Genomic DNA, 21,988 nt, shown 5'->3' on the forward strand with positions numbered 1-21,988 from the left:
GACCTCCCGAGGGCGGCAAAGACCTCGTCTAGGATCGGTACAGGCGAGGCCATAGTGCGTGCCGGAGCGAACCCGCTTCGACGCGGGGCTCCCGCCCCGGAGGGAGACCACGGTGGACTGGTTGTGGTGGCTCGGAGCGGCTCTGCTGCTCATCGCGATCGAGGTCCTGACGCTCGACCTGGTGCTGCTGATGTTCGCCGGCGGGGCCGTCGCCGCCGGCATCGCGAACCTGCTCGGTGCGTCGCTGCCCGTGCAGATCCTCGTGTTCGCCGCGGTGTCGGTCCTGCTGCTGGTGTCCCTGCGGCCGTGGCTGCTGCGCCACCTGCGCACCCGCGTGCCGCTGGTGGAGACGAACGCCGCCGCCCAGGTCGGCCGGCAGGCGATCGTCGTCCAGGACGTCGACGTGCACGGTGGCCGGGTCAAGCTCTCCGGCGAGGTGTGGTCGGCCCGTGCCGCGCGTGAGGGCGTCGTCTTCCCCGCGGGTGCGGAGCTGCGCGTCGTGCGGATCGACGGCGCGACCGCCGTCGTCGACGACGCGAGCGTCGGCCCGCCGCGGCAGGCCACCCCCACCCCCGACCCGTCCGTCACGCACCCCCCGTCGCGCCCGCGTGCGCACCGTCCTGAGGAGACCGCATGATCACCGCTGTCGGTTCGAGCCCGTCGGTCGGCACGCTCGTCGGCTACGTCGTCCTGGGTCTCCTGCTCCTGTTCGTGATCGTCGCGATCGTCCGCGCGGTGCGGATCGTGCCGCAGACCGTCGCCCTCATCATCGAGCGGCTCGGGCGGTACAACCGGACCCTGGACGCCGGCCTGCACCTGCTCATCCCGTTCGTGGACCGGGTGCGCGCCGGGGTGGACCTGCGCGAGCAGGTGGTGTCGTTCCCGCCGCAGCCGGTCATCACCTCCGACAACCTCGTGGTCAGCATCGACACGGTCATCTACTTCCAGGTCACCGACCCCAAGTCGGCGGTCTACGAGATCGCCAACTACATCACCGGCATCGAGCAGCTCACGGTGACCACGCTGCGCAACGTCGTCGGCTCGATGGACCTCGAGCAGACGCTGACCAGCCGTGACCAGATCAACGGTCAGCTGCGAGGCGTCCTGGACGAGGCGACCGGCCGGTGGGGCGTCCGCGTCAACCGGGTCGAGCTCAAGTCGATCGACCCGCCGCAGTCCATCCAGGGGTCGATGGAGCAGCAGATGCGCGCCGAGCGCGACCGGCGCGCCGCCATCCTCACCGCCGAGGGCGTCAAGCAGTCGCAGATCCTCACCGCCGAGGGCGACCGGCAGGCCGCCATCCTGCGGGCCGAGGGCAACGCCCAGGCGGCGATCCTCAACGCCGAGGGCGAGGCGCGCGCCATCCTCCAGGTGTTCGACGCGGTCCACCGCGGCGACGCCGACCCCAAGCTGCTCGCGTACCAGTACCTGCAGACCCTGCCGAGGATCGCGGCGAGCCCGTCGAACAAGGTCTGGATCGTGCCGTCGGAGCTCACCGGCGCACTGGGGCAGCTCACCAAGGGGTTCGGCGCCGCGATGTCGGACGGCGCCCCCTCCGGCGGCGACGGCGGCGGCCGACCGGCCGGTGCGTCGCCGCTCCGGCCCGAGGACCTGCCGCCGACCGTGCTGCCCGACCCTGCCATCGCGCTCGCCCAGGCCCGGCACGACTCCGAGGCCGCCACGGCGGACGCCATCAGCGCCGGCACGCTGAGCGGTGCGCCCGCGGACCGTGCCGCGGCGGCCGGGCAGCGTCCGTACACCGGCCAGCCCGCGCGTCCGAACGCCACCGAGCCCGCCCGCTACCCGACCACGACGCACCCCGAGCCGGGGCAACCCCCGGCGGTCCCGGTCGACGTGCCGCGCGGTGCGGCCGCGGGTCCGGCCGGGGAGGCGCCCGGCGCGGGGAGCACGGGCGTCGTCCCGCCGAGCAGGGACGGGTCGGACGGCGACCGCGGGGTCTGACGACGCTCACGCGGGGCTCGGCGCCGGACGCTCCGGCGCGTACTGCTGTCGGCGAAATCCGCTGCGGTGACGAACCCGCCGGTGCCTACGATCGCCCGAGCGCCGGCACCGGTCCGACGCCGCGAGCGGCGGAGGCCCCATGCTCGTCCGGCTGCTCCGGCAGTACCTCGCCCCGTACCGCGGGCAGGTCGCGGTCGTCCTGGTGCTCCAGGTGGTCCAGACCGTCGCCACGCTGGTCCTGCCGTCGCTCAACGCGGACATCATCGACCGGGGCGTCGCGGTCGGTGACACCGGCTTCATCCTGCGCACGGGCGCCGTCATGCTCGCGATCAGCCTCGTGCAGGTGGTGTGCGCGGTCGTGGCCGTGTACGTCGGGGCCCGCACCGCGATGGCGCTCGGGCGTGACGTCCGCGGGGACCTGTTCTCCCACGTGCAGCGGTTCTCCGCGCAGGAGGTCGGCCACTTCGGGGCGCCGTCGCTGATCACCCGCACCACGAACGACGTCCAGCAGGTCCAGATGGTGCTGCTGTTCACGCTGACGCTCATGGTGGTCGCACCGATCATGCTGGTCGGCGGCGTCGTCATGGCGCTGCGCGAGGACGTCGCGCTCTCGTCCCTGCTGCTGGTCGCGGTGCCGGTCCTGGCGGTCACCGTCGCGATGATCGTGCGTCGGATGGTGCCGCACTTCCGGGTGATGCAGAAGCGCATCGACCGCATCAACGCGGTGCTGCGCGAGCAGATCGCCGGGGTCCGCGTCATCCGGGCGTTCGTCCGGGAGCGTCGGGAGTCCGAGCGGTTCGCGGCGGCCAGCACCGAGCTCATGGAGACGTCGGTGCGCGTGGGCCGGCTGATGGCGTTGATGTTCCCGGCCGTCATGCTCGTGATGAACGCCACCAGCGTCGCGGTGCTGTGGTTCGGCGGGCGTCGGGTCGACGACGGCGTCATGGAGGTCGGCGCCCTGGCCGCGTTCCTGAGCTACATCATGTACATCCTCATGGCGGTGATGATGGCCACGATGATGTTCGTCATGGTGCCGCGCGCCGTCGTCGCCTCCGAGCGCATCACGTCCGTGCTGGACACCGAGCCGACGGTCCGCCCGCCGGACCGGCCCCGCCGCCCCGCGCCCGCCGCGGACGGGGGGCTGCGTGGTCGGCTCGAGCTGCGCGACGTCGACTTCCGGTACCCCGGCGCCGAGGCCGCCGTGCTGCGGGGCGTCAGCCTGACGGCTGCGCCGGGGCGCACGACGGCCATCATCGGGTCGACCGGTGCCGGGAAGACCACGCTGCTCAACCTGGTGCCCCGGCTGATCGAGGTGACCGGCGGCGCCGTGCTCGTCGACGGGGTCGACGTCCGCGAACGGGTCCCCGACGAGCTGTGGGCCGGCATCGGGCTGGTCCCGCAGAGGGCGTTCCTGTTCGGCGGCACGATCGCGAGCAACCTGCGGTACGGGAAGGCGGACGCCACGCAGGACGAGCTCTGGCACGCGCTCGAGGTGGCCCAGGCGCGCGAGTTCGTCGAGCGCATGGACGGCGGTCTGGACGCGCCGGTCGTCCAGGGCGGGCAGAACCTGTCCGGCGGCCAGCGCCAGCGCCTGGCGATCGCCCGGGCGCTGCTGCGCCGCCCGTCCCTGTACCTGTTCGACGACGCCTTCTCCGCCCTCGACGTCGCGACGGACGCGCGGCTGCGGGCGGCCCTGGTGCCCGAGACCCGGCACGCCACCGTGGTGGTCGTCGCCCAGCGGGTCGCCACGATCCGCCACGCCGACCAGATCGTCGTGCTGGACGCCGGCGCCGTCGTCGCCGCCGGGACCCACGAGGAGCTCATGGGGACGTCGGACACGTACCGGGAGATCGTGCTGTCCCAGCTCAGCCTCGAGGAGGCCGCGTGAGCTCGCGAGGGGCGCGCCCGCCGGTGCCGCCGAGCGGTCCGCCCGCCGGTCCCCCCGCGCCGCCCGCCGGGGCGTCTGCGGACTCCGCAGCCCCGTCCGCCACCGTGCCCCGCCGCCCGCCGCGAGGACCTCACGGGCCCATGGGCATGGGCGTCCCGGTCGAGAAGTCGATGGACTTCACCGGGTCCGGCCGGCGCCTGCTGCGCCAGCTGGCTCCCGAGCGCGCCCGGATCGCCGTCGTCGGCGTCCTGTGCGTGCTCTCCGTCGCGCTCGCGGTCGCCGGCCCCCGGCTGCTCGGCCGTGCGACGGACCTGGTCTTCGCCGGCTTCCTCGGGCGCCGGCTGCCGGCCGGGACGACGCGGGCGGAGGCGGTCGAGGGGCTGCGCGCGCAGGGGCAGGAGCGGTTCGCCGACGTCGTCGCCGGGTCCGGCGTCGTGCCCGGCGCGGGCGTCGACACCGGTGCCCTGGCGAGCGTGCTGCTCGTCGTCATGCTGGTCTACGTCGGGTCGTTCCTGTTCGGCTGGATGCAGGGCCGGATCACGACCGACGTCGTGCAGCGCAGCACCTACCGGCTGCGCGAGCAGGTCGAGGCCAAGCTGTCCCGCCTCCCGCTGCGGTACGTCGACCGCCAGGAGCGCGGCGAGGTGCTCTCGCGGGTGACGAACGACATCGACAACGTCGCCCAGACGCTGCAGCAGACGCTGTCGCAGCTCATCACGGCGCTGCTGACCGTCGTGGGCGTCCTGGTGATGATGCTGTGGATCTCGCCGCTGCTCGCCCTGGTCGCACTGGTCACCGTGCCGCTGTCGATCGCGGTCACGGTCGCCATCGCCAAGCGCTCCCAACCCCAGTTCGTCGCGCAGTGGTCCTGGACCGGGCAGCTGAACGCGCACGTCGAGGAGATGTACACCGGGCACGCGCTCGTCAAGGTGTTCGGGCGGCAGCAGCAGGCGATCGACACGTTCACCGAGCGCAACGAGCAGATGTACGCGGCCAGCTTCAAGGCGCAGTTCATCTCCGGGATGATCCAGCCGGCGATGGGCTTCCTCGCGAACCTCAACTACGTCGCGATCGCGGTCGTCGGCGGGCTGCGGGTGGCCTCGGGCGCGATGACGCTCGGCGACGTGCAGGCGTTCATCCAGTACTCGCGGCAGTTCACCCAGCCGCTGACCCAGGTGGCGTCGATGATGAACCTGCTGCAGTCCGGGGTGGCGTCGGCCGAGCGCGTGTTCGAGCTGCTGGACGCGGACGAGCAGACCCCCGACCCGGAGCCGGCGGCCGTCCCGGTCCTGCCCGTGCGCGGCCGGGTCACCTTCGAGGACGTGTCCTTCCGCTACGACCCGGGCACGCCGCTCATCGAGCACCTGTCCCTGGTCGCCGAGCCCGGGCGCACGGTCGCGATCGTCGGCCCGACGGGCGCCGGCAAGACGACGCTGGTCAACCTGCTGATGCGGTTCTACGACCTCGACGGCGGGCGCATCACGCTCGACGGCGTCGACATCGCGACGATGACCCGTGAGGCGCTGCGGTCCCGGATCGGGATGGTCCTGCAGGACACCTGGCTGTTCGGGGGGACGATCGCGGAGAACATCCGGTACGGGGCGCCGGACGCCGACGACGCAGCCGTGGTCGCCGCGGCGCAGGCCACCCACGTCGACCGCTTCGTCCGGACGCTCCCCGAGGGGTACGAGACCCGGCTGGACGACGAGGGCAGCAACGTCAGCGCCGGCGAGAAGCAGCTGCTGACCATCGCGCGCGCCTTCCTGGCCGACCCCGCCATCCTCGTCCTGGACGAGGCGACGTCGTCGGTGGACACCCGCACGGAGGTGCTCGTGCAGCAGGCGATGGCGACCCTGCGGTCCGGCCGCACGTCGTTCGTCATCGCCCACCGGCTGTCGACGATCCGCGACGCCGACGTCATCCTCGTGATGGACCACGGGGCGATCGTGGAGCACGGCACCCACACGGAGCTGATCGCGGCCGGCGGCGCGTACGCCGACCTGTACGCGAGCCAGTTCGCCGCGGCGGTGCCGGTGGAGTGAGGGGCCGGCGGCCCTGGGAGGATCGGCGCCGTGCCGATCCACCGCCTGACCTCCGCCGACGACGAGCGCCTGTCCGACTACACCCGCCTGACCGACGTCGCGCTGCGCTCCAAGCACGAGCCGGCCAAGGGCCTGTACATCGCCGAGAGCTCGACGGTGATCCGCCGCGCGGTGGCGGCCGGGCACCGGCCGCGCTCGCTGCTCATGGCCGAGAAGTGGCTGCCGGACCTGGCGGACCTGCTCGAGGAGGTCGGCGCCGGCGAGGGGGGCGACGTGCCCGTCTTCGTCGCCGAGCCGCAGGTGCTGGAGGCGATCACCGGCTTCCACCTGCACCGCGGCGCTCTCGCGGCGATGCACCGCCCGCCGCTGGCGGGCGTCCACGACCTGCTCGCCTCCGCACGCGGCGGCGCCGGTGCGCGCCGCGTCGCGGTGCTCGAGGACGTCGTCGACCACACCAACGTGGGTGCCGTCTTCCGCAGCGCGGCCGGGCTCGGCGTCGACGCCGTCCTGGTCAGCCCCCGCTGCGCCGACCCGCTGTACCGGCGGTCGGTGCGGGTCTCGATGGGCACCGTGTTCCAGGTGCCGTGGACGCGGCTGACGAGCTGGCCCGGTGGTCTGCAGGACCTGCGCGCGGACGGGTTCACGGTCGCCGCGCTGGCCCTGGCCGACGACGCCGTCACGCTGGACGACCTCGCCGACCGGGCGCCCGGGCGGCTCGCGCTCGTGCTCGGGACCGAGGGCGACGGCCTGTCCCGCGGGGCGGTCGGTGCCGCCGACGTCGTGGTGCGCATCCCGATGTCCGGCGGCGTGGACTCCCTCAACGTCGCGGCCGCGTCGGCGGTCGCGTTCTGGGCCACCCGCGCCGGGTAGGGCGCGGCAACCGGACCCCTACCGGCCGGTGCCGCCTGCGGGGACGCGGTCCGCACCGGGTCGGGGCTCGAGCTGACCCACGGCGACCGGCTGGGCGCCGTCGAGGGACTCGCGCGTCGCCGCCGTGGCCGGCCGAGGGATGCCGGGAGCCGGTGCGTCGTCCACCACGACCCGGTCGCGTCCGGTCCGCTTCGCCCGGTACAGGGCCTCGTCCGCGCGTCGGTAGACCTCCTCGAACGTCGCACCGAAGGCACCGGTGGCGACGCCGACGCTGACGGTGACCCGTCCGACGCCGGCCGAGCTCAGCGCCCGCGCCGCCAGCCCGCGCACCTCCTCCGCGCGGGCGCGTGCCGCCTCGAGGTCGGTCCCGCGCAGGACGAGCAGGAACTCCTCGCCGCCGACCCGCACCGCCATCTCCTGACCGTTCGGCACCCCCGCGAGCACGGGTCCCAGGCGGGCGAGCACGTCGTCGCCCGCCTGGTGGCCCCGCTCGTCGTTGATCCGCTTGAAGTGGTCGACGTCCAGCAGCAGGACCGAGCCCTCCAGCAGCACCGACGGCAGGGCCGCCCGCCGGACCAAGCCCTGCCGGTTGAGCAGCCCGGTGAGCGGGTCGTGCTCGGCCTGGGACCGCAGCTCGGCGATCGACCGGGTCAGGTCGTCCCCGAGGGCCAGCACGCGGGCCCGCAGCCGGGTGACCGCGACGGTGACCACGGCCAGCGAGACCGCGACGGGCAGGGCGGCCGCCACGACGGCCGACGCCGGCAGGCCGACCAGGTGCAGGCCGACGACGTAGGTGACCAGGGCCCAGGCCAGCTGCGCCCAGGACTCGCGGCGGCCGCGCAGCAGGCCGACCTGGAGCGCGGCGATGACGAAGAGGATCGGGCCGCTGGCGAACGTGTAGCCGTCCGGGGCGTGCACCGCGACGCTCGTGACGCCTGCGGAGCCCATGACGTTGGTGCCCGACAGGACCCACCCGGGCACCCGCACGGCGAACCGCACGATGAGCAGCCCGATGAGGATGCAGGTCAGGGCGAACCCGTACGCCAGCGCCGGCAGCGGGCTGGAGTGCGCCATCGCGAGCGCGACCATCGAGCCGATCACGGTCATGCCGCCACTGATGCGCGCGTCGACGCGGCGCGCGCGGTCGCCGTGCAGCACGGGGGAGGACCAGGTGGGGTTCACGCCGGTCCAGTCGGCGGGCGGGTGCCGGTTGTGACAGCGCGCCGCGCAGATCACCCCGGTGGCCGTGCCCGGAGGGCCGTGCGCCGGTGGCCGTGCCGTGCCGTGCCGGGCGGGGCCGTGCGCCGGTGGCCGTGCCGGGAGGGGCCGGGCGCCGGTGGCCGAGGTGGGGGTGGGCCGTGCTCAGGCGGTCGCCAGGTCCGTCACCACCTCGGCGCCGGGGAGGTGCCCGAGCACGGCTCCCGGCAGGCTCAGCTTGGACCCGCGCACGCCGCTGCCGACGATGACGGCCGGGTGCCCGACGGCGTCCTGCCCGGCGACGACGACACGGGAGTCGACCAGCACGCGCCACTCCTGCGGGAGCCCGACCGGGGTGATCCCGCCGTACTCCATCGCGGACTCCGCGGTGGCGCGGTCGGTGGACAGGAACGACGCCTTGCGCACGTCCAGCAGCCGCTTGACCGCGTTGTTGACGTCGGCGCGGGTGGTGGCCAGGACGACGCACGCCGCGATGCGCTCCTCGCCGGCGCGCTTGCCCGAGACGACCACGCAGTTCGCCGACGTGCTCAGGGGCAGGCCGTAGGCGGCGGTGAGCGCGGCCGTGTCCGCCAGGTCCGGGTCGATCCGGGCGACGGCGACCTGGTCCGCGACGCCGGGGTCGACGGCGGCCCAGCCCAGCAGGGCGGCGTGCGTCGCGGGCGCCATGAGCTCGGGGTGGTCGAGGGCGCGCAGCCACGTCAGGGTCGTCGGGGCCGAGGTGGCCGGGGAGCCCGGCACGGGGTCGGGGGACGAGGTCATCGCCGGGAGGTGGGGCTCAGGGTCGCCCGGGCGACCGTGCTGGACAGGGCGGTGAACGCCACGACGGTCGGTGTCGCGTCGGGCGTCAGGTCCAGGGCGTCGACGTCCAGGGCGTGCACCGCGAAGACGTACCGGTGCACGTGGTCGCCGGGCGGCGGGGCGGCACCGGTGTAGCCGGTGGTGCCCGCGTCGTTGCGGGTCTGGAACGCCCCTGCGGGGAGCGCGGCGCCGTTGGGGGAGGCCGCGCCCGCGGGCAGCGACGTGGTGGTCGCCGGCAGGTTCGCCACCGTCCAGTGCCAGTACCCGGCTGGGGTCGGCGCGTCCGGGTCGAAGCAGCTGACGACGAACGACCGGGTCCCGGCCGGGAAGCCGTCCCAGGACAGCTGCGGCGACCGGTCGTCGCCGTCGGCGGTGGTGGCGGCCGGCATCGGCACGCCGTCGGCGACGTCGTCGCTGGTCAGCGTGAAGGACGGGACGGCCGGGAGCAGGGAGTACGGGTCCGGGGCGATGGGGCGGGTCAGGTCCACGGGGCTCCTCGGGGGCTCGGGCAGTGGTGCGACACCGAACGCTAGACGGGGCCGGGGACACGCGCCGCCGGACGTGCGCGACCCCGGGTGGAGCAGCGCGGGAGGCGCGGCACGGGAACGCCGGCGGGTCGGGGGCAAGGCCCGACGGGAGGTCCCGACACGCCCGGAACGGTCGTCCACACGGCACGCCGAGCGCGGTTGACACCGTCGGGCGACGGCCGTTCACTGGACACGTTCGAACAGGTGTTCGAACGTGCCGACGACCGGTGGGAGGGTGTCATGACGACCGTGCTCGACGGCGTGGACCGTGCCGCCCTGGCACGTGCGGCGCTCGCCCGTGCCGAGCAGCGCACCGGAGCGCGCAGCGGCCTGCGCGTCACCCGGGCGACCGTGCCGACCGTGCCGGCCGTGCCGGCCCTGCCGCCCGTGCCGACCGTGCCGGCCGTGCCGACCGTCGTCGCGCCGACCGCCGTGCCCGACGTCGTGCCGGGCCCGTCGCCGGACGCCGGACCGAGCCCGACGCCGGACCCCTCGGCGAGCACCGTGCGCACGGCCGTGCCGAGCCGGCTGGCCGAGCCCGACGGTCCGGCGGCGAGCACCGTACCTCCCACGTCGGCGTCCGCCCTCACCCATCCCGACCGGCCGCCGCTCCCGGTCACGCCGGTGCTGGCTCCCCTCCTGCCCGAGGGCGCGCTGCGCCGTGGCTCCTCGCTCGTGGTGACCGGGTCCACCTCCCTGGTGCTCGCCCTGGTCGCGCGGGCGTCCCAGGAGGGGTCCTGGGTCGCGCTGGTGGGCCTGCCCGGTGCCGGGCTGCTGGCGGCGCAGCAGGCCGGGGTGGTCCTCGACCGGCTGGCCCTCGTGCCGCGGCCCGGGCCCGACGCCCCTACCGTGCTCGCGGCCCTGCTCGACGGGGTCGACCTGGTGATCGTCGGGGACGGCGCGGCGCTCGTGGACTCCGACCGTCGCCGGCTGACCGCACGGGCGCGTGAGCGTGGCGCCGTGCTGCTGTCCACGGCCCCGTGGACCGGGGCGAACGTGGTCCTCGCTGCCGAGCCGGTCGAGTGGACCGGGTTGGGGGACGGGCACGGGCACCTGCGCCGGCACCGGATGTCGGTGACCCGCGGTGGGCGTGGCAGCGCGGGTCGTGGCGCCCGCGTGGACGTGGTCCTGCCGGTGCGCCCGGGGACGGCCGCGGCCGGTCCGGCCGCACCCGAGCGCGCGGACCGGGTGCCGGTCGTGCCGCTGCGGATGGTGGGGTGAGGGCGGTGACCACCACGCCGGTGCGTGGCACGTCGGGCCCGCACCCGGCGGGGCACGACCGTCCCGTGACGCCCGGACGCCCGCGCCCGACGGCACCCGGCCGGCCCGCGACGCCCGGGCACCCGCGCCCGGACCGCGGCAGCGCGCCGACCCGGACCGCGGCGCTGTGGGTGCCGGACTGGCCCGTGGTGGCCGCGATGGTGGCGGGGCAGGTCGAGGCCCACCGACCGGCCGCGGTCCACGACGGCCGGCGGGTCACCGCCGTCTCCGCACCCGCCCGGGCGCAGGGCGTGCGTCGCGGGATGCGCCGCCGCCAGGCGCAGGAGTGCTGCCCCGGGCTCGAGCTGCTGACGGTCGACGAGGGGCGCGACACGCGCACGTTCGAGCCGGTCGCGGCCGCCGCCGAGACGATCGTCGCCGGCCTGGAGGTCGCCCGTCCGGGTCTGCTGCTGCTGCCGGCCGTGGGTGCCAGCCGGTACCACGGGTCCGAGGAGGCCCTCGCCGAGCTGCTGGTGAGCCGGGTCGCGGACGCGACGGGTCACGAGTGCCAGGTCGGGGTGGCGGACGGGCTGCTCGCCGCGGTGCTGGCCGCCCGGTCGTCCCGGGTGGTCCCCGCAGGGACCGCCCGGACGTTCCTGGCTCCCGTGGCCGTGGACGAGCTGGTCCATGCCGCCCTCGGCGAGCGCGCCGTCGCCGAGGTCGGCGACCTCGTGGACCTGCTGCACCGCCTGGGGCTGCGCACGCTCGGGGAGCTGACCGCGCTGCCGGCGGCGGACGTCGAGGCGCGGTTCGGGCAGCTGGGCGCCTGGGCGCACCGGCTCGCACGCGGGGAGGACGTCCGGCCACCCGACCGCCGCCGGCCGGAGTCGGACGTCGCGGTGGAGTGCGAGCTCGACCCGCCGGCGGAGCGGGTGGACGCCGCCGCCTTCGCCGCGCGCCGGCTGGCCGAGCAGCTGCAGGCGATGCTGCTCGAGCGCTCCGCGAGCTGCGGGCGGCTGCGGATCACCGCGCGCACCGAGGCGGGCGAGGAGCTGGTGCGCACCTGGTGCACCGACGCCGGCGGCCTCGGTGGCCTGAGCGCGGCGCGGATCACCGACCGGGTCCGCTGGCAGCTCGAGGGGTGGCTGTCCGGGGGTGGCCGGTCCGGTCCGGTCCGCGACGGCGCGGCGGCGCCGGAGCCGTCCGCGCTGGTGCGCCTGGGGATCTCCGCCGAGGAGGTCGCCCCTGCGGGCGCCGAGCAGGGTCGGCTGTGGGGAGGCGCGAGCGGGGGAGACCTGCGCGCGCACCGCGCCCTGCTGCGGGTCCAGGGGCTGCTCGGCGGCGACGGGGTGCTGGTCGCGACGCTGCAGGGCGGCCGGGACGTGCGCGACCAGGTGCACCTGGTCCCGTGGGGCGACGCACGGGCGACCCAGCGTGCCGCGGACCGGCCGTGGCCCGGACGGCTGCCCGAGCCCGCGCCGGCGACGGTGCTCGTCGAGCCGGTGGCCGTCGAGGTGCTGGACGCCGGCGGTGCAGCGGTGCGCGTGGACGCCCGGCTCACGACGAGCGGCGCACCGGCGCTCGTGCGGTGGTCGGGCGCCCCGGGTGCGCCCGCCGTGCCCGGGCTCGACGCCACCACCCACCGGCTGGTCGCCTGGGCCGGACCCTGGCCGATGGTCGAGCGGTGGTGGACCCCGGAGGTGCGCCGGCGTGTGCACCTGCAGGTCGCGCTGGAAGGCGGCCGGGCTCTGCTGCTCTCCTGCACGCAGGGGACCTGGGCGTGCGAGGCCGTCTATGACTGACCACGCGCCCCGGTACGCCGAGCTGCACGCCCACTCCGCGTTCAGCTTCCTCGACGGCGCCAGCCAGCCCGAGGAGCTGGCCGCGGAGGCCGCCCGGCTCGGCCTGTCGGCGCTGGCGCTGACCGACCACGACGGGCTGTACGGGGTCGTGCGCTTCGCGCAGGCCGCCAAGGCGGTGGGGCTGCCGACCGTCTTCGGTGCGGAGCTGCACCTGCCGGTGCCGACCCGCACCGGGGACGTCCTGGACCCGCCGACCGGCATCCCGGACCCCCGCTCGACCCACCTGCTCGTGCTCGCCCGCGGCGCCCAGGGGTACCGCAACCTGTCCCGCGCCATCGCCACCGCGCACCTGGCCACCGGTCACAAGGGGGCGGCGGCGTACACCCTCGAGGGCCTCGCGCAGGAGGCGGCCGGGGAGTGGCTGGTCCTGACCGGCTGCCGCAAGGGTGCGGTCCGCCGGGCGCTCGACGGGCACCTGGACGGCGGACGGGACGGCGACCTGCGCTCGGGCCTGCGGGCCGCGCGCGCGGAGCTCGACCGGCTGGTGGCCCTGTTCGGCCGGGACAACGTCGCGGTCGAGGTGACCGACGTCGGCGACCCGTGGGACTCCGAGCGGGGCGACGCGCTGGCCGGGCTCGCGGCGTCGGCCGGCCTGCCGCTCGTGGCCACCGGCGGGGTGCACTACGCGACACCGCGCGACGCCGACCTGGCCGGGGCGCTCGCGGCGGTGCGCGCCCGGTCGTCCCTGGAGGACCTGGACGGCTGGCTGCCGGCGACGGCGGGGGCCCACCTGCGCTCCGCGCGGGAGATGCTGACCCGCCACGCCCGCCACCCGCAGGCCGTCGCGACGGCCGCCGCCCTGGGTGCCGAGTGCGCGTTCGACCTGGCACTGGTCGCCCCGAACCTGCCGCCCTACCCGGTGCCGCCGGGGCACACCGAGGCGAGCTGGCTGCGCGAGCTGACCTGGCAGGGGGCCCGGCGCCGCTACGGACCGCCGGAGGCCGAGCGGGTCGCCGGGGCGTACGCGCAGATCGCCCACGAGCTGGACGTCATCGAGCAGCTGGACTTCCCGGGGTACTTCCTGATCGTCCACGACCTCGTCGACTTCTGCCGACGCAGCGGGATCCTGTGCCAGGGCCGCGGCTCCGCGGCGAACTCCGCCGTCTGCTACGCGCTCGGGGTCACCGCCGTCGACGCGGTGCACCACGGCCTGCTCTTCGAGCGGTTCCTGGCCCCCGAGCGCGACGGCCCGCCGGACATCGACGTCGACATCGAGTCGGACCGCCGCGAGGAGGTGATCCAGTACGTCTACGCCAAGCACGGCCGCACGCACGCGGCCCAGGTCGCCAACGTCATCTCCTACCGGCCCAAGTCCGCCGTGCGGGACGCCGCCCGCGCGCTGGGGTACGACGTCGGGCAGCAGGACGCGTGGAGCAAGACCATCGAGCAGTGGGGGACGCTGCGGAGCACCTCGCCGGTGCCCGTGCTGCCCGAGGACGTCGGCGCCGACCGGCACGACGTCGTGCCCGCGCACCGGCCGCCGTCGGCCCAGGAGATGGAGGTGATCCCCGACCCCGTGCTCGACCTCGCCGAGCGGTTCCTGCGGCTGCCACGGCACCTGGGGATCCACTCCGGCGGCATGGTGCTGTGCGACCGCCCCGTGGTCGAGGTGTGCCCGGTGGAGTGGGCCACGATGCCGGGGCGCACCGTCCTGCAGTGGGACAAGGACGACTGCGCCGACGCCGGGCTGGTGAAGTTCGACCTGCTGGGCCTGGGGATGCTCAGCGCGCTGCAGTACGCGTTCACGCTGGTCCGCGAGCACGAGGGGCTCACCGTCGACCTGCACGAGCTGCCGCAGGAGGACCCGCACGTCTACGACCTGCTGTGCGCCGCGGACACCGTGGGGGTGTTCCAGGTGGAGTCGCGCGCGCAGATGGGCACGCTGCCGCGCCTGAAGCCGCGGCGGTTCTACGACATCGTCGTGGAGGTCGCGCTCATCAGGCCCGGGCCGATCCAGGGCGGCTCGGTGCACCCCTACATCGCCCGGTACCAGGGCCGGGAGAAGGTCACCTACCTGCACCCGCTGCTGGAGAAGTCGCTGAGCAAGACCCTCGGTGTGCCGCTGTTCCAGGAGCAGCTCATGCAGATGGCGATCGACGTCGCCGACTTCACCCCCGCGGAGGCCGACCAGCTGCGACGCGCGATGGGCTCCAAGCGGTCGACGGCGAAGATGGAGGCCCTGCACGTGCGGCTGCTGGAGGGCATGGCGGGCAACGGGATCCCGCGGGAGACCGGGGAGCAGATCTTCGACAAGCTCAAGGCGTTCGCCGACTTCGGGTTCCCCGAGTCGCACGCGTACTCCTTCGCCTACCTCGTCTACGCCAGCACCTGGCTCAAGGCCCACCACCCGGCCGCGTTCTACGCGGGCCTGCTCGCGGCGCAGCCCATGGGCTTCTACTCCCCGCAGTCCCTGGTGGCCGACGCGCGGCGGCACGGGCTGACCGTGCTGCGTCCGGACGTGCAGGCCTCGGGGGTGCTCGCCGGTCTGGAGCGGGTCCCCGGGACGGTCGGTCCCGAGCTCCCGCTCCTGCCGCTCACCGGGGGCACCACGAGCCGGGCCGCCCGGTCGCCCGAGGCGGTCGCGGCGGCGGGCCGGCCCCGCTCGCGCAGCGCGGACACCGCCGACGGCGCGCTCGGGGTCCGGCTCGGCCTGGCCTCCGTGCGAGGCGTCAGCGAGGACGTCGCCACCGCCCTGGTCGAGGAGCGTGGCCGGGGCGGTCCGTTCGCCGACCTGCGCGACCTCGTCCGCCGGGTGCGGCTGACGACCGCCCAGCTCGAGTCGCTGGCCACCGCCGGTGCGCTGGGGGGCGTCCCGGGCTCCGTCGACGGCGAGCCGGGACGCCGCGACGGTGGAGCCGGACGCCGCGGGGACCAGGTCGCACGCCGAGACGGCGGAGCCGGACGCCGCGGGGACCAGGTCGGACGCCGCGGGGGCGGGGCCGGACGCCGCGATGACGGCGAGGCCGGGCGCGGCGGGGTCGGCCGCCGCGAGGCCCTGTGGGCGGCCGGGGCGCTCGCCCAGGAGGGCCCCGACACCCTGCCGGGCGTGTCCGTCGGGGTCGCGGCCCCCACCCTGCCGGGCATGAGCGAGGAGGAGCTCGCCGTCGCCGACGTCTGGGCGACCGGGGTGTCGGTGGACTCCTTCCCGACCGAGTACGTCCGGGACGGCCTGGACGCGGCCGGTGTCCTGCGGGTCGCGCAGGCGTTCGAGCACGAGCCAGGTCGCCGGGTCGCGGTGGCCGGCGTCGTGACGCACCGCCAGCGACCCGGGACGGCCGGAGGGGTGACGTTCCTGTCGATCGAGGACGAGACCGGGCTTCTCAACGTCATCTGCACCGCGGGGCTGTGGCGACGGTTCCGGACCGTCGCCCGGACGTCGGCCGCCGTCGTGGTGCGTGGTCAGGTCGAACGGGAGGACGGCGCCACGAACCTGGTCGCCGAGCACCTGGCGCCGCTGTCCCTGCGGGTGCCCAGCGCGTCACGAGACTTCCACTGAGGACCGCCGGTGACGCGCTCGCCCTCACTCCTCGACGGGCGTCATCTCCGCGGGGTCCGGGACGTCGGTGATCTCCAGCGGCGGGTCCAGCCGCCGCAGCTTCGAGAACACCGCCCACGCCACCGCGACGAGCGGCACCGAGATGACCGCCCCGAGGATCCCGGCGGTGATCGTCCCGCCGGTGACGACCAGCGCGATGACCACCGGGTGCAGGGAGACCTGCCGCCCCATCACCAGCGGCTGCAGGATGTGCCCCTCGAACTGCCCGATCAGCGCGATCGCCACACCGACCAGCAGCGCGCTCAGCGGTCCGTTCGCCGCCAGCGCGACCACCATCGCGATGATCATGGCGGCCGGCGCCCCGATCAGCGGGATGAAGGCGCCGATCAGCACCAGGACCGCCAGCGGCGCGGCCAGCGGGACCTTGAGCAGCAGCAGCACGATGAACGCCAGCGCCCCGTCCGACAGGGCGATGATCACGGTGCCCCGCGTGTAGCCGGAGAACGTGTACCAGCCCGCGCCCGCCGCCGTCTGCCACGACTCCCGGGTGCGGGCCGGCAGCTGGTTGAGGAACCAGAGCCAGATCTCCCGGCCCCGTGCGAGGAAGAACACCGAGCAGAACGTCGCCAGCGCCAGCGCCCCGAACACCTGCACGACCGACCCGGCGCTGGCGGCGGCCTGCGAGGCGACCTCCCCGCCGTGCTGGACGACCCAGTCCCGGCCCTCGTTGATCCAGTCGTTGATCTGGTCGTTCGTGATCGTGACCGGCAGCGGGCCGTCCTCGAGGAAGCTGATGATGTCGTCGATGCCGTCGGTGAACTGGCGCGACAGGCTCTCCCACTGACCGGCGACCGAGTAGGCGACGTAGGTGAGCATCCCCACGAGCACCAGCACCCCGAGCAGCAGCGCGAACGCGGTGGCCAGGCCGCGGGGCATGATCCGTGCCAGCGCGTCGACGACCGGCCGCAGGACCGCCGTGAACACCAGGGCGATGAACACCGCGATGAAGACCAGCTGCACCCGCGACGTCGCGTAGAACACCACGACGATCGCGGCGGTCACCACCAGCAGCCGCCACGACATCCCGGCGATCACCCGCAGCCAGTGCGGCGCGGTCTGCTCGTACCCGACGACCGAGGGGTTCCGGCGCGCCCCGGCGACCCTGCGGGCGGCGGGACTGGTGCCCGCCAGGTGTCGCGTCGAGGCGGGGGAGCGCTCGGTCCCGGTGAGGGACGCCGCTTCCTGCTCCGTCATGGTGACCCTCTTCACACTGGTCGTCAGCGGGTGTCGCGGTCAGTCTGCACCCGGGTCCGCGTGACCGTCGGCCGGCCGCACCGTGCTATCTTTACGGCCGCGCCTGACGCCGGAGCGATCCGCGCAGAGGCCCACCTGTCCGGGTGGCGGAATGGCAGACGCGCTAGCTTGAGGTGCTAGTGCCCTTAACGGGCGTGGGGGTTCAAGTCCCCCTCCGGACACTCGTTGAGACAGCGACGACGAAGGCCCCCGACCCCGCCAGGTTGGGGGCCTTCGTCGTCCCGGCCGTCCCTCGGGGCGCGCCCTCCGACCGGCTCGGACCCGCCCCGACCAGCCCGACCGGCCCGACCAGCCCGACCAGCCCGACCAGCCCGACCGGCCCGCGACCGGTCCCGGGTGTCGTCCGCGGGCCATCACCCCGCGCCGGGGCCGTTCCAGTCGACGAGCTGCACGACCACGCCGTTGGGGTCCCGCACCTGGAACGCCCGCTCGCCCCACTCCTCGACGGTGAGCGGCATCGTGATCGCCACGCCCTCGGCCGTCAGCCGCGCCAGCTCCGCCTCCAGGTCGTCGACGACGAACGCCACGATCAGCCCGCGCGCGTGCTCGTCGCGCTGGTCCTCCGGCAGGGTCGGCATGCCCCGCCGCAGGTAGATGACGTTCATCCCGGCGTCCTCGCGGGCCAGCGACGCAAACCCGTCGGCGCCCATCTGCACGGTGAAGCCGAAGTGGTCGACGAGGAAGTCGCGCGACGCCTCGACGTCGTCGACGGTGAGCGAGACGGCTGACGCGGTGATCCTCATGGCTGCTCCCGACCCTGTTGCTCCCGAGCTGCTCCCTACCTGCCGGACGCCGGAGGCCGGCGTCCGCCCCGGCGACGCTACGCCGCCCGGACGTCGGGTGGTCCGCTGGCCGGTCGGAGCCTGGACAAACGTCCGGCGCGCTCGTCATCCTGGAAAAGTCTGCGGGACGGTCCCGCCCGACGGACGTGAGAGGGACCCATGACCTACTCGCCCAGCCCCCAGCCGGTGATCTCCGGAGTTCCCTACCTCGTCACGGACGTGAACGGCGCACCGGTGACCAGCCTGTCCGACTTCGTCGGCACCGTCGCCTTCCAGATCGACAAGGACGGCGCGCCGTACCTGATCGACGGGGAGGGCCGCGAGCGCGACGGCGCTGTCCGGGTGCACGAGAAGAACGGACGCGGCGGCAAGGACATCCGCGTCTGGCGCGTGTACGTCGGTGCGGACGGCGGCTACCTGGCCGAGACGTCGCTCTAGAACCCGCCGCTCGCACGACGAGGCCCTGACCGGACTCCCGGTCAGGGCCTCGCCGTATGCGGAGCGGTGCGTCAGCCGCTCAGCCGCTCAGCCGCTCAGCGGCTCAGCGGCTCAGCGGCTCAGCGGGTTCGCGCCCTCCGCGCGGACCGCGCCGCGCCGCTTGGTGGAGGTCACCGGGTCCGCGATGTCCTCCAGCGACTGGCGCTCGGCGTTGATGCCGATGAACCAGGCGACGAGCCCACCGAGGAGCATGAGGGCGGCGCCGATGAAGTAGCCCACGGTCAGCGGCCCGCGCGAGGACGCGTCGCCGATCAGGGCCGTGTACGTGGCCGCGGCCACCGCGCCGCTGAGCTGGGCGATGCAGAAGAAGAACGCGATCGCCTGTCCGCGCAGCTCGATCGGGAAGATCTCGCTGACGGTCAGGTACGCCGACGACGCACCGGCCGAGGCGAAGAAGAAGCAGATGCACCACAGCACGGTCTGCGTCACCGCCGTCAGCGCGCCGGCGTTGAACAGCACCGCCGCGACGGCGAGCACGACGGCGGCCAGGCCGTACGTCAGCAGGATCATCCGGCGCCGGCCCCAGGTGTCGAACAGGTGGCCGAGGAGCAGCGGGCCCAGCAGGTTCCCGATCGCGAACGGGATGAAGTACAGCGGGACGCTCTCCGGGGCGACGTCGAAGAAGTCGCGCAGCACGAGGGCGTAGCTGAAGAAGATCGCGTTGTAGAGGAACGACTGCGTGATCATCATCGTCCCGCCCAGGACCGCCCGGCGCGGGTACTCGCGGAACATGATCCGGGCGACCGTCGTGAGCGGGATGTTCTTCTCCCCGACGACCTCGATGGCCTTGCCCTCGTCGACCCGCTCCAGGGTGACGCCCTGGCCCTCGACGGTCCGCTCGATGTCCTCGACCGTGCGCTCGGCCTCGTCGGCGTACCCGTGGGTGAGCTGCCAGCGCGGGCTCTCGGGGATGTGACGGCGGATGTAGATGATGATCAGCCCGAGCACCGGGCCGAGGAAGAAGGCGATGCGCCAGCCCCAGAACATCGGGATGTTGTCGGGGTCCAGCAGCACGAGGGCGCCGAGCGAGCCGAGCAGCGCTCCGGCCCAGTACGTGCCGTTGACCGCGATGTCGACCCGGCCGCGGTACTTGGCCGGGATCAGCTCGTCGATCGCCGAGTTGATGGCGGCGTACTCACCCCCGATGCCCATCCCGGCGATGAACCGGAAGAAAAGGAACGAGTACAGGTCCCACGAGGCGCCCGCCAGGCCGCTGCCGATGAGGTAGATGGCGAGCGTGAGGATGAAGAGCTTGCGGCGGCCGAGCCGATCGGTGAGCCGCCCGAACACCAGCGCGCCCACCACCTGCCCGATCAGGTAGACGGAGGCGAGGAGCCCGACCTGCGCCGTGGAGATCCCCAGACCGCTCTCGTCCTCGGTGATGATCGCGCCGACGTTGGCCACGAGCTGGACCTCGAGCCCGTCGAGGATCCACGACACCCCGAGCCCGACGACGATCATCGTGTGGAACCTGGTCCATGGCAGCCGGTCCATGCGCGCCGGGACGAGGCTGCGCACCGCCTGCGGCTGGGTCGCCGCAGCTGTCTCGCTCATGCGGACTCCTGTGTCCTGTCAGGGGGAGGACGACCGGCGAGACCGTCGGGCGTCCAGGGCTCTCGGAAGGTAGGACCGCTCCCAGCGCCTCGCAACACGTGGCCACGCACCACGATGGCGCGCTGACCTGCGACGGCGTCCGTGGGAGTGGGCGCAGGTCGTCCGCGCGGGTGGTGCGGCGGCGTGGTGCGGCGGCGTGGAGGGACGGCCGCACCGGGCAGCCGGCGGCGGCGGGGGATCCGCACGGGCGGCGTCCTCGCACGCGGTGTGCCACGCTCGCGGACGTGATCCTCTTCTTCGGCACCCGCGTGCGCCGCCGGGTCCTGGGCTCCGGCACCTTCCACTGCCCGTACTGCTTCCAGCCGCGCACCTACGAGCAGGCCGAGACCCGGTCCTGGATCCACGTCTTCTGGATCCCGCTCATCCCTCTGGGTGGCGCGCAGGAGGAGGTGCAGTGCACCGTGTGCGGCGGGCGCTGGGCCCCGGCCGTGCTGCAGGCGGAGCCGCTCGCCTGACGTTCACCGCCCGGACGTCCGTCCGCCGGAATAGATCCGGGATCCGTTCGCTTGAACCTCTCAGACTGCCGGTGTGCCCGTCGATGGGCAGGGTGTCGCGGCGAGAGCCGCGGTACACAACCGAAGAGCAGTTCCCCGGTCCGGGTGGTGGTGCCAGCATCGCGCCGCGACGGACCGGCCTGGTCGTGGGACGCACCTCTGATGAGGGGTGGACGGACACGGACCGGGTGGCACGTCATCGACAGCCTCCAAACGGCCGGGGGCGGTTCAAGCCGCGCGAGACAAGGACAAGCGGGCGCGGTGGGTGGTGACGCATCCGATGCTGGTCGGCATCCGGCGACGGCCCGGTGACCTCAGGACGAGGTCACCGGGCCGTCGTCCGTCGTGCCCGGGGAGGTCGGGGGACGCGCTGGTCCCATCGGTCTCACCCGCGTGCCGACGCCCCCGACCACCGGCGGGCCAGCTCGCAGGTGCGGGCCACGTAGCCCCCGCCGAACAGCACGGCGTGCATACCCACCGGGAACAACTGGTGCAGACCCAGCCGCTGCCGCCACCCCGGGCGCAGGGGGTGCACCTCCTGGTAGCCCTTCACCACCTCCGCCAGCCCGGGCAGCCCGAACAGGTCGAGCATCGCCAGGTCGGTCTCCCGGTGCCCGCCGTGCGCCGCGGGGTCGATGAGCACCGCACCGGCGCGCGTCCACATCACGTTGCCCGCCCACAGGTCGCCGTGCAGGCGCGCAGGCGGGTCGCCGTCGTCCAGGTGCCCGGCGAGGAGCCGGTCCTCGACGCGGCGCAGGTCGTCGTCGAGCGCGGGGTCGAGCCGGCCCCGCTCGGCCAGCAGCCGGCGCATCGGCGCGATCCGGCCGGTCGCGTGGAAGGACCCCCAGGTGGGGTGGCCCGCGACGGCGAAGGGCACCGGGTCGTCCAGCGGGCCGAAGAACCACGGGCCGTCCCAGCCCGGTGGCGGGCACCCGAACGCCGCCGCGCCCGCGTCGTGCAGCCGCGCCAGGCCCCGGCCGAGCTCACGGGCGCCGCCCGCGGTAGGGCGGGCCGGCACCAGGCGCTCCAGGTCCAGGTGGTCGCGGCCCACGTCGACCACGCGCACGACCGGCACGGCGTCCGCCTGGGCGAGCCACCGCAGGCCCGCCGCCTCGCACCCGAAGAAGCCGGCCGGTGCGCCCCGTCGCTGCTTGCGGAAGACCGTGGACCCGCCGTCGTGCACGGCGCGGTCGGCGCCGCGGGACGATCCCCCCACAGCCGGCGGCCCGGACGTGCGCTGCCCGTCGCCGCGTGCCCCCACGGCACCAGTCCACCACCACCGTCGCCGACGAGCACGGTCGAGCGCCGTCGAGCGCCGTCGAGCGCCGTCGAGCGCGGACCAGCACGGTCGTGCGCGGACCCGCGGTCGAAAACCGCTCGCCGCGCGCTCGGGGGAGGCACGCTGAGGCCACGGCGGGGGCAC

The 21,988-nt window shown here is 74.7% G+C and carries 17 protein-coding genes and 1 tRNA gene; 11 read left to right on the forward strand and 7 right to left on the reverse strand.

The genetic code is table 11. The annotated features are described in order from the left end of the window. Positions 1-112 precede the first annotated feature (112 nt). The 5 genes from CAE01nite_RS15410 (at position 113) to CAE01nite_RS15430 (ending at position 6,762) form a co-directional block, all read left to right on the forward strand. The gene (locus CAE01nite_RS15410) at positions 113-637 is read left to right on the forward strand and encodes an NfeD family protein (protein ID WP_146906360.1); all 525 of its coding nucleotides are present in this window, start codon (positions 113-115) and stop codon (positions 635-637) included. Continuing rightward, entirely contained in the window at positions 634-1,962 is a 1,329-nt protein-coding gene (locus CAE01nite_RS15415) for an SPFH domain-containing protein (protein ID WP_146906362.1), read from the forward strand. Before CAE01nite_RS15410 ends, CAE01nite_RS15415 begins: the two co-directional genes overlap by 4 nt. Before the next feature lie 139 nt (positions 1,963-2,101). Beyond that, positions 2,102-3,850 carry an ABC transporter ATP-binding protein gene (locus CAE01nite_RS15420; protein ID WP_146906364.1) on the forward strand — a complete coding sequence of 583 codons (1,749 nt, stop codon included), beginning with the start codon at positions 2,102-2,104 and terminating at the stop codon, positions 3,848-3,850. Positions 3,851-3,990: 140 nt separating this feature from the next. Further along, on the forward strand, positions 3,991-5,892 hold the full coding sequence (locus tag CAE01nite_RS15425) for an ABC transporter ATP-binding protein (RefSeq protein ID WP_146906366.1): 1,902 nt from the start codon (positions 3,991-3,993) through the stop codon (positions 5,890-5,892). Between the two features lie 30 nt (positions 5,893-5,922). Further along, complete coding sequence (locus tag CAE01nite_RS15430; RefSeq protein ID WP_222595953.1) at positions 5,923-6,762, forward strand: TrmH family RNA methyltransferase; 840 nt, start codon at positions 5,923-5,925, stop codon at positions 6,760-6,762. Positions 6,763-6,780: 18 nt separating this feature from the next. Here CAE01nite_RS15430 and CAE01nite_RS15435 read toward each other — a convergent pair whose 3' ends face one another. The 3 genes from CAE01nite_RS15435 to CAE01nite_RS15445 all read right to left on the reverse strand — a co-directional run bounded on the left by CAE01nite_RS15435 (position 6,781) and on the right by CAE01nite_RS15445 (position 9,266). Then, positions 6,781-7,944, reverse strand: a complete 1,164-nt coding sequence (locus CAE01nite_RS15435; protein WP_146906368.1) for a GGDEF domain-containing protein — start codon at positions 7,942-7,944, stop codon at positions 6,781-6,783. A gap of 180 nt (positions 7,945-8,124) precedes the next feature. Further along, the gene (locus CAE01nite_RS15440) at positions 8,125-8,739 is read right to left on the reverse strand and encodes a YbaK/EbsC family protein (RefSeq protein WP_146906370.1); all 615 of its coding nucleotides are present in this window, start codon (positions 8,737-8,739) and stop codon (positions 8,125-8,127) included. Further along, the gene (locus CAE01nite_RS15445; protein ID WP_146906372.1) at positions 8,736-9,266 is read right to left on the reverse strand and encodes a YbhB/YbcL family Raf kinase inhibitor-like protein; all 531 of its coding nucleotides are present in this window, start codon (positions 9,264-9,266) and stop codon (positions 8,736-8,738) included. Before CAE01nite_RS15445 ends, CAE01nite_RS15440 begins: the two co-directional genes overlap by 4 nt. A gap of 279 nt (positions 9,267-9,545) precedes the next feature. Here CAE01nite_RS15445 and imuA' point away from each other — a divergent pair, with 279 nt between their 5' ends. The 3 genes from imuA' to CAE01nite_RS15460 are packed head-to-tail and all read left to right on the forward strand — an operon-like array spanning position 9,546 to position 15,863. Then, entirely contained in the window at positions 9,546-10,526 is a 981-nt protein-coding gene (gene imuA', locus CAE01nite_RS15450) for a DnaE2-dependent mutagenesis accessory factor ImuA' (RefSeq protein WP_146906374.1), read from the forward strand. A 5-nt stretch (positions 10,527-10,531) separates the two neighbouring features. After that, positions 10,532-12,307 carry a DNA polymerase Y family protein gene (locus tag CAE01nite_RS15455; protein WP_307725007.1) on the forward strand — a complete coding sequence of 592 codons (1,776 nt, stop codon included), beginning with the start codon at positions 10,532-10,534 and terminating at the stop codon, positions 12,305-12,307. Beyond that, entirely contained in the window at positions 12,300-15,863 is a 3,564-nt protein-coding gene (locus CAE01nite_RS15460; RefSeq protein WP_146906376.1) for an error-prone DNA polymerase, read from the forward strand. Before CAE01nite_RS15455 ends, CAE01nite_RS15460 begins: the two co-directional genes overlap by 8 nt. Positions 15,864-15,887: 24 nt before the next feature. Here the strand turns inward: CAE01nite_RS15460 and CAE01nite_RS15465 are convergent, their stop codons facing one another. Then, positions 15,888-17,117, reverse strand: coding sequence for an AI-2E family transporter (locus CAE01nite_RS15465; RefSeq protein WP_146906378.1), 1,230 nt, complete (start codon positions 17,115-17,117; stop codon positions 15,888-15,890). 137 nt (positions 17,118-17,254) lie between these two features. Between CAE01nite_RS15465 and CAE01nite_RS15470 the strand changes: the two genes are divergently transcribed. After that, positions 17,255-17,338: transfer RNA gene (locus CAE01nite_RS15470), tRNA-Leu, on the forward strand. Between the two features lie 192 nt (positions 17,339-17,530). Here the strand turns inward: CAE01nite_RS15470 and CAE01nite_RS15480 are convergent. Then, on the reverse strand, positions 17,531-17,920 hold the full coding sequence (locus CAE01nite_RS15480) for a VOC family protein (protein WP_146906380.1): 390 nt from the start codon (positions 17,918-17,920) through the stop codon (positions 17,531-17,533). A 198-nt stretch (positions 17,921-18,118) separates the two neighbouring features. Here CAE01nite_RS15480 and CAE01nite_RS15485 point away from each other — a divergent pair, with 198 nt between their 5' ends. Beyond that, entirely contained in the window at positions 18,119-18,397 is a 279-nt protein-coding gene (locus CAE01nite_RS15485) for a hypothetical protein (RefSeq protein ID WP_146906381.1), read from the forward strand. 111 nt (positions 18,398-18,508) lie between these two features. On the opposite strand, the gene CAE01nite_RS15490 is transcribed toward CAE01nite_RS15485, so the two are convergent. After that, positions 18,509-20,011, reverse strand: a complete 1,503-nt coding sequence (locus tag CAE01nite_RS15490) for an MFS transporter (protein WP_146906383.1) — start codon at positions 20,009-20,011, stop codon at positions 18,509-18,511. Positions 20,012-20,295: 284 nt separating this feature from the next. On the opposite strand from CAE01nite_RS15490, the gene CAE01nite_RS15495 reads away from it, so the two are divergent. Then, a complete protein-coding gene (locus CAE01nite_RS15495) occupies positions 20,296-20,526 on the forward strand; it encodes a zinc ribbon domain-containing protein (RefSeq protein WP_146906385.1) in 231 nt (76 codons plus the stop codon). A 424-nt stretch (positions 20,527-20,950) separates the two neighbouring features. Here the strand turns inward: CAE01nite_RS15495 and CAE01nite_RS15500 are convergent, their stop codons facing one another. After that, positions 20,951-21,826 (reverse strand): fructosamine kinase family protein, encoded by an 876-nt coding sequence (locus CAE01nite_RS15500; protein WP_281285613.1) that lies wholly within the window; start codon positions 21,824-21,826, stop codon positions 20,951-20,953. Positions 21,827-21,988: the final 162 nt, after the last annotated feature.

Origin of the sequence: Cellulomonas aerilata, assembly GCF_007991755.1 — a bacterium.
GTDB classification, from domain to species: Bacteria; Actinomycetota; Actinomycetes; order Actinomycetales; family Cellulomonadaceae; genus Pengzhenrongella; species Pengzhenrongella aerilata.

What these genes read in the sequence shown, in the direction of transcription:
- CAE01nite_RS15415 (WP_146906362.1), top strand. Translation starts at nt 634, where the DNA reads ATGATCACCGCTGTCGGTTCGAGCCCGTCGGTCGGCACGCTCGTCGGC.
- CAE01nite_RS15420 (WP_146906364.1), top strand. Translation starts at nt 2,102, where the DNA reads ATGCTCGTCCGGCTGCTCCGGCAGTACCTCGCCCCGTACCGCGGGCAG.
- CAE01nite_RS15425 (WP_146906366.1), top strand. Translation starts at nt 3,991, where the DNA reads ATGGGCATGGGCGTCCCGGTCGAGAAGTCGATGGACTTCACCGGGTCC.
- CAE01nite_RS15440 (WP_146906370.1), bottom strand. Translation starts at nt 8,739, where the DNA reads ATGACCTCGTCCCCCGACCCCGTGCCGGGCTCCCCGGCCACCTCGGCC.
- imuA' (WP_146906374.1), top strand. Translation starts at nt 9,546, where the DNA reads ATGACGACCGTGCTCGACGGCGTGGACCGTGCCGCCCTGGCACGTGCG.
- CAE01nite_RS15460 (WP_146906376.1), top strand. Translation starts at nt 12,300, where the DNA reads ATGACTGACCACGCGCCCCGGTACGCCGAGCTGCACGCCCACTCCGCG.
- CAE01nite_RS15465 (WP_146906378.1), bottom strand. Translation starts at nt 17,117, where the DNA reads ATGACGGAGCAGGAAGCGGCGTCCCTCACCGGGACCGAGCGCTCCCCC.
- CAE01nite_RS15480 (WP_146906380.1), bottom strand. Translation starts at nt 17,920, where the DNA reads ATGAGGATCACCGCGTCAGCCGTCTCGCTCACCGTCGACGACGTCGAG.
- CAE01nite_RS15485 (WP_146906381.1), top strand. Translation starts at nt 18,119, where the DNA reads ATGACCTACTCGCCCAGCCCCCAGCCGGTGATCTCCGGAGTTCCCTAC.
- CAE01nite_RS15490 (WP_146906383.1), bottom strand. Translation starts at nt 20,011, where the DNA reads ATGAGCGAGACAGCTGCGGCGACCCAGCCGCAGGCGGTGCGCAGCCTC.